9 protein-coding genes and 1 pseudogene are annotated in these 14142 nt (G+C 72.2%); all 10 read right to left on the bottom strand.

Annotated elements, in window-relative coordinates; genetic code table 11:
* Positions 1-89: 89 nt before the first annotated feature.
* The 10 genes and pseudogenes from ET445_RS05080 to pyrE all read right to left on the bottom strand — a co-directional run bounded on the left by ET445_RS05080 (position 90) and on the right by pyrE (position 14137).
* Positions 90-1511 carry an NtaA/DmoA family FMN-dependent monooxygenase gene (locus tag ET445_RS05080; RefSeq protein ID WP_129189414.1) on the bottom strand — a complete coding sequence of 474 codons (1422 nt, stop codon included), beginning with the start codon at positions 1509-1511 and terminating at the stop codon, positions 90-92.
* Entirely contained in the window at positions 1508-2767 is a 1260-nt protein-coding gene (locus ET445_RS05075) for an acyl-CoA dehydrogenase family protein (protein WP_129189412.1), read from the bottom strand. Before ET445_RS05075 ends, ET445_RS05080 begins: the two co-directional genes overlap by 4 nt.
* Entirely contained in the window at positions 2764-4233 is a 1470-nt protein-coding gene (locus ET445_RS05070) for an NtaA/DmoA family FMN-dependent monooxygenase (RefSeq protein ID WP_129189410.1), read from the bottom strand. The genes ET445_RS05075 and ET445_RS05070 overlap by 4 nt, the downstream gene beginning before the upstream one ends.
* Complete coding sequence (locus ET445_RS05065) at positions 4230-6002, bottom strand: dipeptide ABC transporter ATP-binding protein (RefSeq protein ID WP_424922880.1); 1773 nt, start codon at positions 6000-6002, stop codon at positions 4230-4232. The genes ET445_RS05070 and ET445_RS05065 overlap by 4 nt, the downstream gene beginning before the upstream one ends.
* Positions 5999-6868, bottom strand: coding sequence for an ABC transporter permease (locus ET445_RS17845; protein WP_243695335.1), 870 nt, complete (start codon positions 6866-6868; stop codon positions 5999-6001). The genes ET445_RS05065 and ET445_RS17845 overlap by 4 nt, the downstream gene beginning before the upstream one ends.
* Positions 6865-7448, bottom strand: a pseudogene (locus ET445_RS17840) (ABC transporter permease). The gene ET445_RS17845 and the pseudogene ET445_RS17840 overlap by 4 nt, the downstream one beginning before the upstream one ends.
* A 447-nt stretch (positions 7449-7895) precedes the next feature.
* Complete coding sequence (locus ET445_RS05055; RefSeq protein ID WP_129189406.1) at positions 7896-9527, bottom strand: ABC transporter substrate-binding protein; 1632 nt, start codon at positions 9525-9527, stop codon at positions 7896-7898.
* Between the two features lie 247 nt (positions 9528-9774).
* Positions 9775-10713: a nucleoside hydrolase gene (locus tag ET445_RS05050; RefSeq protein WP_129189404.1), complete on the bottom strand. Its 939-nt coding sequence runs from the start codon at positions 10711-10713 to the stop codon at positions 9775-9777.
* An 8-nt stretch (positions 10714-10721) separates the two neighbouring features.
* Entirely contained in the window at positions 10722-13562 is a 2841-nt protein-coding gene (locus ET445_RS05045) for a septum formation family protein (RefSeq protein WP_129189402.1), read from the bottom strand.
* A complete protein-coding gene (gene pyrE, locus ET445_RS05040; RefSeq protein WP_129189400.1) occupies positions 13562-14137 on the bottom strand; it encodes an orotate phosphoribosyltransferase in 576 nt (191 codons plus the stop codon). The genes ET445_RS05045 and pyrE overlap by 1 nt, the downstream gene beginning before the upstream one ends.
* Positions 14138-14142: the final 5 nt, after the last annotated feature.

The raw sequence follows: 14142 nt of genomic DNA, 5'->3' as shown, positions 1-14142 counted from the left end.
CCGTTCCGTACGGCGGCGCGGCCGAGGCATCCGTCAACGAAGCACGGATGCCTCGGCGCGGCGCGCGACGACCCGCACGCGATCCGGGCTCACGCCGCGTCGCGTCCCGGGAACCGCAGCGGCGGCACCGGCACGTCGAGGTTCGCCCCGCCGCGGTAGCGGGCGGCGATGTGGGTGTCGGGCAGTCGGTCGCCGCGGCCGAAGAGCGCATCTCGGAGCGAAGTCGGCGCCGAGGCATCCGCTTCGCTCTTGAGACGCCCCCGCTTGCGCAACTCGGGCACGACGAGTTCGGCGAAGTCGCGCGCCGTGTCGAACGAGTGGTACTGGCGCAGGTTGATGCCGTCGACGCCGTCTTCGTCGAGCCAGCGCTCGATCTCGTCGGCCACGACCGTCGGGGTGCCGACGACGTGGAAGCGCTCGCGACGGCCCCCCACGAGCCCGTCGAGGAACTGCCCGACCGTGAGGTGCAGCGGCAGGAACGACGACCGGGTGAGCTCGGTGCCCGACTGCTTGAGCGCCTCGGCGATCGTGAGGTCGCGCGGGGCGACCGTGAGGTCGACGGGCAGGCTCGCGTGCGCGAGGTATCCGTCGACGGACGCGTACTCCTGGTAGAGCCGCCACTTGTCGGCGGCCTCCTCCTCGGTGCGCCCGACCACGACGACGGCGCTCGCGATGAACTTCACGTCGTCGGCCGCGCGACCGTTGCGGACCGCGGCATCCTGCATCGACTGCTTGTTGCGCTGGAACTCCTCGGTCGTGCGGCCGCCCGTGAACACGAGCTCGGCGTGCCGCCCCGCGAACTCGGTGCCCGCGGGCGACCCCGTCGCCTGGAAGAGCACGGGCGTGCGCTGGCGCGACGGGTGCACGATGTGCGGGCCTGCGACGCGGTGGTTCTCGCTCACGTGGTCGATGTAGCGCACCTTCGACGGGTCGGTCGCGATCCGCCGCTCGCGGTCGTACACGACCGCGTCGTCGTCCCACGAGCCCTCCCACAGCTTGTAGAGCACGTCGAGGTACTCGTCGGCGAGCTCGTAGCGGCGGTCGTGCGGGATCTCGCCGTCGAGGCCGAAGTTACGCGCCGCGTTCGGCAGGTAGCTCGTGACGATGTTCCAGCCGAACCGGCCCTTCGTGAGGTGATCGAGCGTCGAGGCGCGCCGCGCGAACGCGAACGGCGGCTCGTACGTCGTCGAGAACGTCACGCCGAACCCGAGCCGCTTCGTGACGGCCGCCATCGCGGGCACGACGAGCAGCGGGTCGAGGTTCGGGCTCTGCAGGCCCTCGCGGAGCGCCGTCTCGGGCCCCTCGCGGAACACGTCGTACGCGCCGATGACGTCGGCGAGGAACACCGCGTCGAAGCCGCCCTCCTCGAGGATCTGCGCGAGCTCGAGCCAGTACTCGATGTCGTCGAACCGGTGCCGGTTGTTGCCCGGCAGCGGCCACAGTCCGTGCGAGATGTGGCTGATGCACGCCATCTCGAACAGGTTGAGGATGAGCTGCTTCTTCTCGGTCATCCCTCGGCCCCGCCTTCGGCGTCGGGCTCGGGCACCGCGTAGATGTTCAGCGCGTCGAACCCGTTGAGGTAGTGGTCGCCGAGCACGCGCTCCTTGTAGACACGCGGGTTGTGCGAGACGACCGTGCGGGCGTTGCGCCAGTGGCGGTCGAGCTGCGCGGACCGCTGCACACCCGACGAGCCGAGCGCGTCGAAGAGCAGGGTGGATGCCTCGAGCGCGGCGTCTGCGGCGACGATCTGCGCCTCGTAGACGGCCACCGCTGCGCGGCGCGACGGCTCCTTGTCGTCGGGGGCCGCGACAGCGGCCACGAGCACGCGGGCGGCGCGTTCTGCGGATGCCTCGGCCGATGCCGCGTAGGCGGCGATCCGACCGACGACCTGCTTGAGCTGCACGTCGTCGCGCGCGACGGGCGCATTGGCGTGGGGGTAGGTGCGCGCACGGCTCGTGACCGCGGCCACGGTGTCGTCGCGCACCGCTCGGGCGATGCCCGCGAGCGCCGAGACGAGGACGAGCTGGTACACCGCCTCCTGTCCGACGAAGCGCTGCTCGAAGGGAATCACGTCTTCGTCGGCCACCGCCACGTCGCGCAGGCGCGTCGTGCCGCTGCCCGTCGCGCGCTGCCCGAACCCGCTCCAGTCGTCGACGAGCTCGAGGCCCTCGGCGTCGCGCGGCACGAGCGCGATGACGGGCTCGCCCGACTCGCCGATCGCGAGCACGCCGACGTGATCGGCGAAGATCGACCCCGTGCTGTAGTACTTCACACCGTTGACCCGGAACGTGCCGTCGACCCGTTCGATGCGGGTGTCGCCCAGGATGCCCGCGCTGCCCGTCTCGCTCCAGGCGCCGCCGATGACGGCGCCCGCCCCGATGCGCTCGAGCCACCGGCGGTCGCGGTCGGCGCCGTCAGTGCTCGCGGCGCCGTTGTCGGCCGCCGTCGCGGCGAGGGCCGCGCCTGCGATCCGGTCCTCGACGAACGCGATGTGGTTGCGCCAGAGCTGCGGCTGGTTCGAGTCGGCCGCGCCGAGGTCGACGAGGATCGCGAAGAACTCGTCGATGCCGAGGCCCGAGCCGCCGAACTCGACGGGGACGCGGAGCGCGCCGAAGCCGGCGGCGGCGAGTTCGCGCACCTCGTCGTAGGGGCGGGTGCCGGCACGCTCGTGCTCGGGCGCGCGCTCGGCGATCGAGGCGAAGATCGGCGCGAAGCGCTCGCGCGCCGCCGCGAGGCGGTCCGATGCCACGGCGTCGGCCCGGGTCATCCGTTCACCTCGACCGTCTCGCCCTCGACCGACGCGACATCGTCTGTTGCGCCGTCGACCGACGCGCTGTCGACCGACGGAGCGCTCAGGCCCTCTGCGGCCCAACCGCCGGGCGCGAACGCGCCGCGGTACTTCGCCGCCGGGTGGCGGTCGTTGAGGCGCGGCTCGCCGAAGATCTGATCGCGGAGCGTGCGGCCCGGCGCGTACTCGGTGCGGGCGAGACCGCGCTCGCGGAGCACCGGGAGGACCTTCTCGATGAACTCGACGAACGAGCCCGGGATGACCCAGTTGACGACGTTGATGCCGTCGACGCCGGCCTCCTGCCACTCGACGAGCTTGTCGGCGATCTGCTCGGGCGTGCCGACGAGGCGCGTCGAACGCGAGATGAGGAAGGCGACGTCGCGGACGAGCGGCTCACGATCGGTGATGGCCTTCGAGACCCACTCACCGAAGCCCTTGGCGGTGTTCGTGTCGACGTCCTTGAGGGGCGTATCGGGGTCGTACGTGCGGCCCGTCTTGTCGACGAGCGCCGAGTGGGCGAGGTAGCCGTCGATCGAGACGTACTTCTCGTACTCGGCGGCCTTCGCCCAGGCCTCCTCTTCGGTGTCGCCGATGACGAACGACAGACCCTGGAAGAACTTGATGTCCTCGGGAAGACGGCCCGCCTCGACCGCCTGACGGCGCGTGTCGTCGATGAGCTGCTTCGCGAGCGCCGGGTTTGGGGCGATGATGAACGTCGCCTCGGCGTGCTTCGCCGCGAATGCGCGGCCCGAGACCGACGAGCCGGCCTGGTAGAGCACGGGCGTGCGCTGCGCCGTCGGCGAAGGCAGGTGCGGGCCCTGCACCGAGTAGCGCTCCGACTCGTGGTTGATCTTGTGGATCTTCGACGGGTCGGAGTAGACCCCGCGCTCGCGGTCTTTCAGGAGCGCACCCTCGTCCCACGAGCCCTCCCACAGCTTGTAGGTGACGTCGACGTACTCCTCGGCCCACGCGTAGCGGTCGGTGTGGTCGGTGAGCCGCGGGAAGCCGAAGTTGCGCGCCCCGTTGTCTTGCAGGCCCGTCACGATGTTCCAGGCGATGCGGCCCTTCGAGATGTGGTCGAGGGTCGAGACCTGGCGGGCGAACTGGTACGGGTGACTCTGTGCGACGTTCGAGGTGAGGGCCAGACCGATGCGCTCGGTGTGCGTCGCGAGCGCCGCGACGAGCGGGATGGGGTCGTTCGACGGGATCTGCAGACCCTCGTTGATGTACACGTCGAAGTCGGCGTCGGCGTCGCCGTACACACCCGTGACGTCGGCGAAGAACAGGGCGTCGAACTTCGCGGCCTCGAGGCGCTTCGCGAGGTCGATCCAGAGCTCGACGTTCTCGAAGTCGACCTGGCCCGCGTCGGGCCGGCGCCACTGGCCGTGGTGGATGTGGGAGTTCGTGTTCATCACGAACGCGTTGAAATGCAGCGGAGTGGTCATGATGCGTTCCTCGGTTCGAATTCGGGGATGGACGAGATGAGCCGGCGGGTGTACTCGTGCGCCGGACGGTGGAAGATCTGGTCGGGCGTGCCGGTCTCGACGACGCGGCCGTCCTTCATGACCTGCACCCGGTGGCTCAGGTGCGCGATGACGCCGAGATCGTGCGAGATGAAGAGGTAGCTGAGTCCGAGCCGGCGCTGCAGGGCGACGAGCAGGTCGAGGATCTGCGCCTGGATCGTGACGTCGAGCGCCGACACCGCTTCGTCGAGCACGATGATGTCGGGTGCCTCTGCGAGCGCCCGCGCGATCGCGATGCGCTGGCGCTGACCGCCCGACAGCCGCAGCGGGAACCGCTGCAGCACGGCGTCGGAGAGGCCCACCTGTTCGAGCAGCTCGCGGATGCGCGCAGCGCGTTCGGCGGCCGTCGGATGCGTCGTGCGCGGCACGGCGTCGAGCAGGATGCGCTCGACGTTCCACCGCGGGTCGAAGCTCGACAACGGGTCTTGCGAGACGACCGAGATGCGCGAGCGCAGCGCCCGCCGCTTGACCTCGGCCAGCTCCGACCACGGCTCGCCGAGCAGCGTCACGGTGCCCGCGTCGGCGTGTTCGAGCGCGAGGGCGATGCGGCCAGTCGTGCTCTTGCCCGACCCCGACTCACCGACGATGCCGAGCGTCTCGCCCCGGTGCAGCACGAACGACACGTCGTCGACGGCCGTCGTGACGGTGCCGTCGGGCGTGCGGAAGCGCTTCGTGATCGCCCGCGCCTCCAGCACGACCGAACCGGGCTCCGAGCCGTCGGGCGACGCGCCGTACGGGGCCGCGCCGTCGGTCGCGGCCGTCTCGCGGTGCGCGGCTGCGAGGAGTTCGGCGCCGCCGGGACTCAACGCCTGGCCGCGCGTCTCCTCGCTCGGCACGGCCGCGATGAGGGCACGCGTGTAGTCCTCCTGCGGGTCGCCGAGCAGCTTCGCCGCCGGGCCCTGCTCGACGACGCGGCCGTGCTGCATGACGAGGATGTGGTCGGCGAGCTGGGCGACGACCGACAGGTCGTGGCTGATGAGGATGATGGATGCACCGCGCCGCTTCGATTCCTCGAGGAGGGCGAGCACCTGGGCCTGCACCGTGACGTCGAGCGCCGTGGTCGGCTCGTCGGCGATGATCACGTCGGGGTCGAGCGCGAGCGCCGAGGCGATGAGCGCACGCTGGCGGAGCCCGCCCGAGAGCTGGTCGGGCCGACGCTTGGCGCGCGACTCGGGCTCGGGCACGCCGACCGCCGCGAGCAGTTCGACGACCTTCGTGCGGCGCGACGCACGGTCGCCCCAGCCGTGGAGTCGCAGGCTCTCGGCGATCTCGTCGCCGACAGGTCGCAGCGGGTCGAGCGAGACCAGTGCGTCTTGCAGGATGAATCCGACTTCCTTGCCCCGGATGCCTCGCCAAACGCGTGCCGGAAGGCTGCGCACGTCGCGTCCGTGGAGCGTGATCGCCTCGGCGTGGACGCGGGCGCCGCGGCCCGTGAGGCCGACGATCGAACGAGCGGTGACCGACTTGCCCGAGCCGGATTCGCCGACGATCGCGACGCATTCGCCCGGCCGAAGGTCGAACGACACATCGTGGACGATGTGGCGGACGCCTGTGGTCGTCTCGAACGCGACGTCGAGGTTCCGCACCCGGAGCCGCGGCTCGGGCGCGCCAGCGGGGTTCGTCTGCACGTGCGACTCGTCGACGGCGCCCGCAGGCGCGTCGGCCGAGACATCCGTCTCGATGATGCTCACGAGCGCTCTCCCTTCTCGAGGAACCGCTGGATGTACTGCCCGAGCGTCGTCGTCGTGAGCGCGAGCACGACGATCACGAGGCCGGGGATCACGGTGAGCCAGCCTGCGACGGTGATGTACTGCCGGCCGGCGTCGAGGAGCGCACCCCACTCGGGAGCCGGCGGCGCGATGCCGAGGCCGAGGAACGACAGGCTCGACGCCCACACGATCGACTGGCCGACCGAGAGCGCGAACACCGCGACGAGCGGACGTACGGCGTTCGGCAGGATGTGCTGGCGCAGGATGCGACCGCGCGAGTGTCCGAGCGCGACGGCCGCCTCGACGTACGGCGCGCCCTTTGCCGAGAGGATCTGCCCGCGCACCATGCGTGCGTAACCCGGTGCCGTGCCGATGCCGACGGCGAGCACGAGCGTGAGCGCCGACGGGCCGAGCACGGCGATGAGGAGGAGCGAGAGGAGCAGCGCCGGGAAGGCGAACGCGACCTCGAGCAGCCATCCGGCCGCCGCCCGCACGGGCCGATTGCCCAGGGCGGCGAGCGCTCCGAGTACGACCGCGAGGCTGAGGCTCACCGCAGCCGCCCCGAGGCCGACGCCGAGCGACGCCGCGGTGCCGTAGACGATGCGGGAGTACAGGTCGCGGCCCGCTTCGTCGGTGCCGAGCCAGTGCCCCGCCTCCGGCGGGAGGAGCGCCGCATCGAGGTCCATCGCGAGCGGGTCGTGCGTCGCGAGGACCTGCGGCGCGATCGCGGCGAGCGCGAAGACCGCCGTCGAGGCGATCGCCGCGTACAGCCCCCAGGGGAGGCGGGCGAGGCGGGCGGACGCGCCGGGCTCGGCGTCGAGCGCAGCGCGGGAGGAGACGGCGGTCATGAGGCCCTCCGGAGTCGCGGGTCGATGATCGCGTAGGCGATGTCGACGAGCAGGTTGGCCAGCACGTAGAAGCCGGCGATGAGCATGACGATGCCGATGACGACGGGCATGTCCTGGCTGTTGACCGCGGTGACGAGCACCTGGCCGATACCGGGCCGTGCGAAGACCGACTCGACGACGACCGCCCCGAGAGCGTCGCGCCGAGCGCCCACCCCGACAGGGTCACCGCCGGCAGGATCGCGTGGCGCAGCACGTGCTTCAGCCGGATGCCGAGGTCGCTCATGCCGCGCATGCGTGCGGTGAGCACGAACGGCGCGTCGAGCGCCCGCTCGAACTCGGTGCGGGTCGCCTGCCCGAGGAACCCCGCGAGCGGGATCGCGAGCGTGAGGGCGGGGAGCACGATCCCGATCGGCGACGTCCCGCCGATCACGGGGAACCAGCCGAGCGTCAACGCGAACACGAGCAGCAGGATGATGCCGAGCCAATAGTGCGGGAGTCCCGCCGAAGCCGTGTCGAAGAAGCCGCCCACGGCGCGCGTCGCGGGGCCGCGGCCGGCCGTGAGCGTCACCCAGAGCACCATGATGATCCACGCGAATGCGATCGCCGTGAGCGAGAGCACGATCGTCGAGCCGAGCTGGTCGGCGATGATCGCGACCACCGGACGGTGCTGCTGGTACGAGTTGCCGAGGTCTCCGACGAGGAGGCCCTTGAGGTAGTTCAGGTACTGCACGACCAGCGGGTCCTGCAGGTGGTACTCGGCATTGATCGGCGCGAGCTCGTCGGCCGTGCGCTCGATCGCCTGACCCGCACGGATGTTGAGGATGACGGTCGCCCGGTCGCCCGGGAGCGACGCCTGTGCGAAGAACGCCGCGGTCGCCGCCCCAGGAGCACGAGTACAGCGCCGACGACCTTTCCGGCGACGAGCCGCAAGGTCGCGAGGCCCCGCCCCGGGGCGGCGATGACGGGCGTCGCCGGCCCCGAGACATCCGTGGGCCCCTCCGCGAGCGGCTGCTCGCGGAGACCGGGCTCACTCGGTGAAGTGCGCGTCATAGAAGGTCGGTCCTCCCTGTGCGTGCTCCTGCCAGACGCCCGCGAGCTTGGGCGAGACGGCGAGCGTGGAGAGACGGTCGTAGACGCCGATCGAGAGCGCGTGCTCGGCGATGTAGTCCTGCGCCTGCGCGTAGAGGGCGTTCTGCGCGTCGACGTCGGCCTCGGAGTCGGCCTGGCTGATGATCGCCTGCAGTTCGGGGTAGTCGGTGAACTGCGCGTTCCAGTAGTTCGGGGCGTCGGCGGTGCCGGCTCCGTAGTTGATGTTCAGGATGCCGCTCGTGACGGCCGTCCAGTAGCCGGGGTAGATGTCGCGCTCCTCGGGCTTGCTGTATGCACCCGCGAAGGCCTCGGCCTGCGGGACCGGGATGAGCTCGACGTCGAAGCCGACCTTCTCGGCCTGCTCCTGGACGCCCTGCAGGATCGACGCGCCGTCGGCGTTGATGATCGACCCGGCGAAGTACGGCAGCACGACCTTGAGAGGCTTGCCGTCCTTCTCGCGGACACCGTCGGCACCCTCGGTCCAGCCGGCCTCGTCGAGGAGCGCCTCGGCCTTGTCGACGTCCTGCGTGTACCAGTCGGCCGCCTTCTGGCTGTAGCCGGGAGTCGTCTGGCTCACGCCGCCGTTGCCCTCGTAGGGGATCACTCCGTGGCCGATGGTCTCGACGATCTGCTCGCGGTCGAGCGAGTACGCGAACGCCTGACGCACCTTCTCGTCGACGAAGACGCCCTGCGCCGTGTTGAACGCGAGCTGCTGCGGGCGGCCCGGCGTGACGTACTTGAGGAGCTCGAACCCGGCGTCGCCGGTGGGGTCCCACTGCACGGCCGGGACGTCGTAGATCGCGTCGAGCTCGCCGCTCTTCAGGGCCGCGACGCGCGTCGTGCCGTCGGGGATGAACTTCCACACGACCTCGTCGACGTACGCGCGGCCCGTGTGCTCGGCGTTCGCGGGCGCCGAGGTGTAGTCGGGGTTGGCCTTCAGGACGATCTCCTGGCCGCGGGTCCAGTGGTCGACGGTGAACGCGCCGCTGCCGATGGGCGAGTTGCAGTTGTCCTCGTCGCTGCGGGTTTCGAGCGCCTGCTTGGACTGGATGCCGAAGTACCCCTGCGTGAGGTTGTCGGCGAGGCGCGGGTACGGTGCCGAAAGGTTCACCTGCACGGTGAGGTCGTCGATCGCCTCGGCCGACTTGTAGTACGGGCCGATCCACGCGAGGGCCGTGCTGTTGCCGCCCTGCACCCAGTAGTCGAAGTTGTAGGCGACGGCCTCGGCGTCGACGGGCGTGCCGTCGGTGAACTTGACGTCGGGCTTGAGCGTGAACGTCCACGTGAGACCGTCTTCGCTCGTCGACCACTTCTCGGCGAGCCACGGGACGACCTCGTGGTTCTCGTCGAGGGAGACGAGGCTGTCGAGCACGTTGTAGCTGAGGTAGGCCTGCTCGATCCATCCGCCGAACACGCAGGCCGGCTCCTGCTGGTGGCCGTAGACGATCGTGCCGCCTTCGACGGTCTTGCCGGTCGCGGCGTCTCCCGCTCCCGACGCGCAGCCGGTCAGCGCCATGAGTGCGACGGCGCTTGCGCCGAGCAGTGCGAGCGTGGTCTGACGGTGGGTCATGGTGGGACGGCTCCTTCATGGATACGCCCCGGCGCCGATCGCGCCGGGTGGGATGTCCCATGCTGGGCCGAGTTCTGCGACTCCGCGAACGCGCCCGTCACAACCGCGCCACATGTGAAAGACGACGCGACCGAGGGTCACAGAGCGTCACCGAACGCGTCGCATGACGTCACGTTCGGTCATCGTGCGACGCGCGGAGGAGACATCCGAATGCCTCGGTGCCCGCGATCTTCGGAACGCGCTCGCGTCAGTCGAGCGCGGCGACCGCGACGCCGACGGCCGCCCAGAACCGCTCGACGTCGATTCCCGTCGCGACGCGAGCGTTCGGCTCGCGCCCGAGCATCGCGTCGAGGTCGGCGACCGTCGCGCCGACCGTGTGCGCGCCCTGAAGCTCGACGGCGAGGTGCGTCGCCGTCGTCGTGACGCAGCCCGGGTCGGCGAGCACGGCGACCGCGACGGGGTCGTGGAGCGGCCCGTCGGGCAGCCCGAACACCTCGTCGTTCTTGCGGCAGAAGTACTCGAGCAGCTCGTCGCCGAAGGCGGCGGTGCGGGTGCCGATCGCGGCGAGGCGCGCACGCACGCCCGGCGTCACGAGCGCGCGGTGCGTGACGTTGAGGCCGACCATCGTGAACGGCACCCCGCTGGCGAGCACGAGATCGAGCGCCTCGGGGTCGACCCATGCGTTGAACTCGGCGTACGGCGTGACGTTGCCGCGCTCGGTCGAGCCGCCCATCCACACGATCTCGCGGATGCGCGGCGCGAGGTCGGGCCGGTCGCGGAGGAGGATCGCGACGTTCGTGATCGGACCGGTCGCGATGAGCGCGACGGGTTCGGATGACCCGGCGAGCACCTCTGCGATGAGCTCGGTCGCGCTCCGCGGATCGAGCTCGAACGCCGGCTCGGGCAGCTCGGGACCGCCGAGGCCGTTCTCGCCGTGGATCCACTCGGCGGTCTGCAGGTCGCGCGCGAGCGGCCCCGCGGCGCCCGCCGCGACGGGCACGCCCGCCACGCCCGCGACCGTGAGCGCGATGCGGGCGTTCCGGCTCGTGTGTTCGAGGGGGACGTTGCCGCCCACGGTCGTCACCGCGAGGAGCTCGAGCGACGGATGTCCCGCCGCGAGCCACAGCGCGAAGACATCGTCGTGCCCGGGGTCGCAGTCGACGACGACGGGGACGCGCGCGCTCATCCTGACGCTCAGGCCGTCGGGCCGGGACCCTGCAGCGTGCCCGTGATGGGTTCGCCGCCCGCGCGGTTCACGAAGCAGTAGAACGTGCGCATTCCGGCCGCCCACTGCTCCTCGGTCACGGGGAACGTCCCCTGCACCTGCAGGTCGGGCGCGCCCGCGGCCGCCGCGACGTCGATGACGCCGGGCGCGCGGCACAGCGTCGCCATCTGCGCGCCGAGGTCGGCTTCGCCCGGGAAGGCCGCCGCCGCGTCGTAGGCGAGCGTGCCGCGGTAGACGAGCTGCGCCGCGTGCGGCGCCGCGCAGTCGACGACCGTGAACTCCTCGGCCCACGGGTCGGTGAAGGGGTCGAGGCACTCGCCGCCGAACAGGGTGTCCCACGCGTGCACCCCCGCGGGCTGCGGTGCGGTGGGCTCGGGCGTCGGCGTCTCGGTCGCGGCATCCGTCGTCGTCGACGCGGGGCTGCCGGTCGGGGAGGCCTTGTCGCCTCCGGTCAACCTGGTGCCGACGTAGAAGAGCCCGGCGAGCACGACGAGGACGACGAGCGCCCCCGCGATCCACAGCAGCGGGCGGGGGAGGCCGCCGCGGCCGGAGCCGCCGCCGTTGCCGCCCGAGCCATTGCTGCCCGAGCCGCCGCTGCCCGAGGCGTCGCCCGAGGACGGTCCGTCGCCCGCCGAACGCCCACGGACGGGGCCCGGGCCGGCCGGGAATCCTCCGGTCGGGGCGTCCGATCCGGCCCGGTTCACGGCGCCGAGCGCCGACGCGCCCGCGAGGGGGACTGCAGCGGGAGTCGGATCGGCGGCACCGAAGAAGACCGCGAAGGGATCGTCGGGGTCGGATGCCCCGGCCTGCGCGTGCCGGCGCGGCTGCTCGAGGAGCGCCGTCGGCGCGGGTTCGCGCTCGTCGAACCACGGATCGTGGTCGGGCGCGCCGAGCGGCGGGAGGTCGAGGGCCGCGGTCGCACCCAAGTCGTCGGCGTGCGTGTCGTCGTCTTCGAACGCGCCGTCGAGCGACCAGGCGCCACCCTCGCCTGCGACCGGGGGCTGCACAGCCGCCGCCGCGGCCGCCAGCGCCGCCGCGGCGGCGGGGTCGACCTTCGGGTCGGGCGCATCGGGGTCGGGAACGAGCCGCCACAGGAAGACCGACTCTTCCCCCTCGTCGTCGAAGTCGTCGTCGGCGAACGGATCGTCGACGGCGGGAGTCGTCTGCGCATCGACGGCCGACCACGCGCGTACGCGCGGGGCGGGGGGAACGTCGACGGGCGCCTCGACCGGACCGCCGACGAGGCCGAGGGCCCCGAACGCCGAGCCGAACTCGTCGTCGGCGCGAACCTCGGCGACCGGCGACTCGAGCACGGGGCCGGCGTCGAAGGCGGGCTGCTCGACATCGAGGCGGTCGTCGAATCCGAAGCCCGAAGGCGGCGTCGGCGTGGGCGGGTCGACCGGTGCCGGAGGAACAGCACGTGGCCCGCCCGCGAGGGCGGCGAGGAGATCGTCGACGGGCTCGGCCGGCGCCACCGCGGCCGGCGGCACGACAGCCGGCGGCATCGCGGCGCCCGGAACCTGCGTGCCGGTCGGCTCGTCGGGCTCGTCCCAGCGAACCGAGGCGAACGCCGGGAACGGCGCACGGGGCCGCTGGAGCACCTCGGACTCCGCCTTGCGCTCGGGCTCCGCTGCGGCGAAGCCGCCGACCGGCTCGGCCGGCACGGTCTCGGGCGCTGCGGCGGGCCCCCGGACCTCGAGTTCGGGCTCTGAGATCGCCGACCAGAGTTCGGCGCCGAAATCGGTCTGGCGGGGTGCCGACGCGGCGCCGCCCTCGGGCAGCGGTGTGAACGACTGTCGGGCGACGGGCGGCGGGGTGAAGCCCTCGAACGGCGACACCTCGGGGTCGGGGTCGGGCGGCAGGAGCGGAGCGGGCTGGAAGGCGGGTGCTTCACTCTGCGCCTCGGCGTAGCGCGAAGCCACCCACGGGTCGAGGGGCTCGGGCTCCGCGACCGGTTCGGCAGGGTACGTCGGCTCCGCGGACGACGCGGGCCGGACGGGCTGCACCGGCTCCATCGCCACGGGCGGCACGGGTTCGAACGACTGCGCCGGCTCCGACGGTCGGGCGGGCGCCGAGAGTTGCGCGAAGGCCGCGCGGATGGCGGCTTCGGAATCGAGCGCGCCGTCGCCCCACGTGAGCGCGAACGGCGCCGTCGGCGTGACCGGCCCGGGCGCGGGCGCGGCGAACGGGTCGTTCGCGGCGACGACGGGCGTCTGCGGCGCCCATTGATCGGGCACCGGTGCCTGCGTCCACGAGAACGACGGCCCCGGAGCGGGAGCGGGCGCGGGCGCGGGATCCGGCTCGGGCGCAGGCGGAGGCGTCCACGCGGCGGGCTCGGGCGCAGGCGGAGGCGTCCACGCCACCGGCTCGGGCTCGGACGTCCAGGTCGGCGCAGGCACCGGGGACGGTGCGGCAGGCGCGTAGCCCGAGACATCCGCCGATCCGACGACGGGCAGCGCCCGCGTCGACGCGTCGGGCTCGACCGGCGCGGGCTTCACGACGGGCTCGGCGAGCGAAAACCAGTCGGCGACCTCCTCATGCCGGCGCACCGGCTCAGGGGCCGGCGCCGGAGCCGCGGCGGGCGGCGTCGTGAACGAGGGCGCGGCCGGGGGCGCGAAGGGGTCGTGCCCCTGCGCGAACGGGTCGGGCGCGTACTGTGGCGCGGCAGGAGCAGGAGCAGCGGGCGCGACCGGCGCAGCGGGCGCCTCGGGCGCCGATGCCCCGAACTGCCCGGCAAGCCAATCGGCGCCGTCGCCGAACCCGTCGCCGAATCCGCCGTCGGCCGCACCGGCCCCGTCGCGCCAGGCCATCAGGCCAGTCCCAGGTCTTCCAGTCCGATGGCGGCGAGGTATGGGACGCCCGCCGCTTCGATGACCTCTTTCGCACCCGTCGCACGGTCGACGACGACCGCGACGGCGACGACCTCGGCGCCGACCTTCTGCAGCGCCTCGATCGCCTTGAGCGGCGAGCCACCGGTCGTCGACGTGTCTTCGAGCACGATGACGCGCTTGCCCTCGAGTTCGGGGCCCTCGACCTGCTTGCCGCGGCCGTGGTCTTTCGGCTCCTTGCGCACGACGAACGCGTCGTACGCGAGGCCGCGCGCGGCGCCCTGGTGCAGGATCGCCGACGCGATGGGGTCGGCGCCCATCGTCATGCCGCCGACCGCGACGACGTCGGGCACGTCGGCGATGAGGTCGAGCATGACCTGGCCGATGAGCGGTGCGACGCGGTGGTCGAGGCTCACCTTGCGGAGGTCGACGTAGTAGGTCGCCTTCTTGCCGCTCGTCAGCGTGAAGTCGCCGTGGAAGACCGCCTCGTTCGAGATGTACTCGATGAGGCGGGCGCGGGCGTCGGCCGGTGCGGTGGGGGTGTCGTGCTCGGTCACGCGGA

Source organism: Agromyces protaetiae (assembly GCF_004135405.1).
GTDB lineage: Bacteria > Actinomycetota > Actinomycetes > Actinomycetales > Microbacteriaceae > Agromyces > Agromyces protaetiae.
The sequence above is the reverse complement of the archived record's forward strand: the minus strand, read 5'-3'. Positions and strand labels throughout refer to the sequence as shown.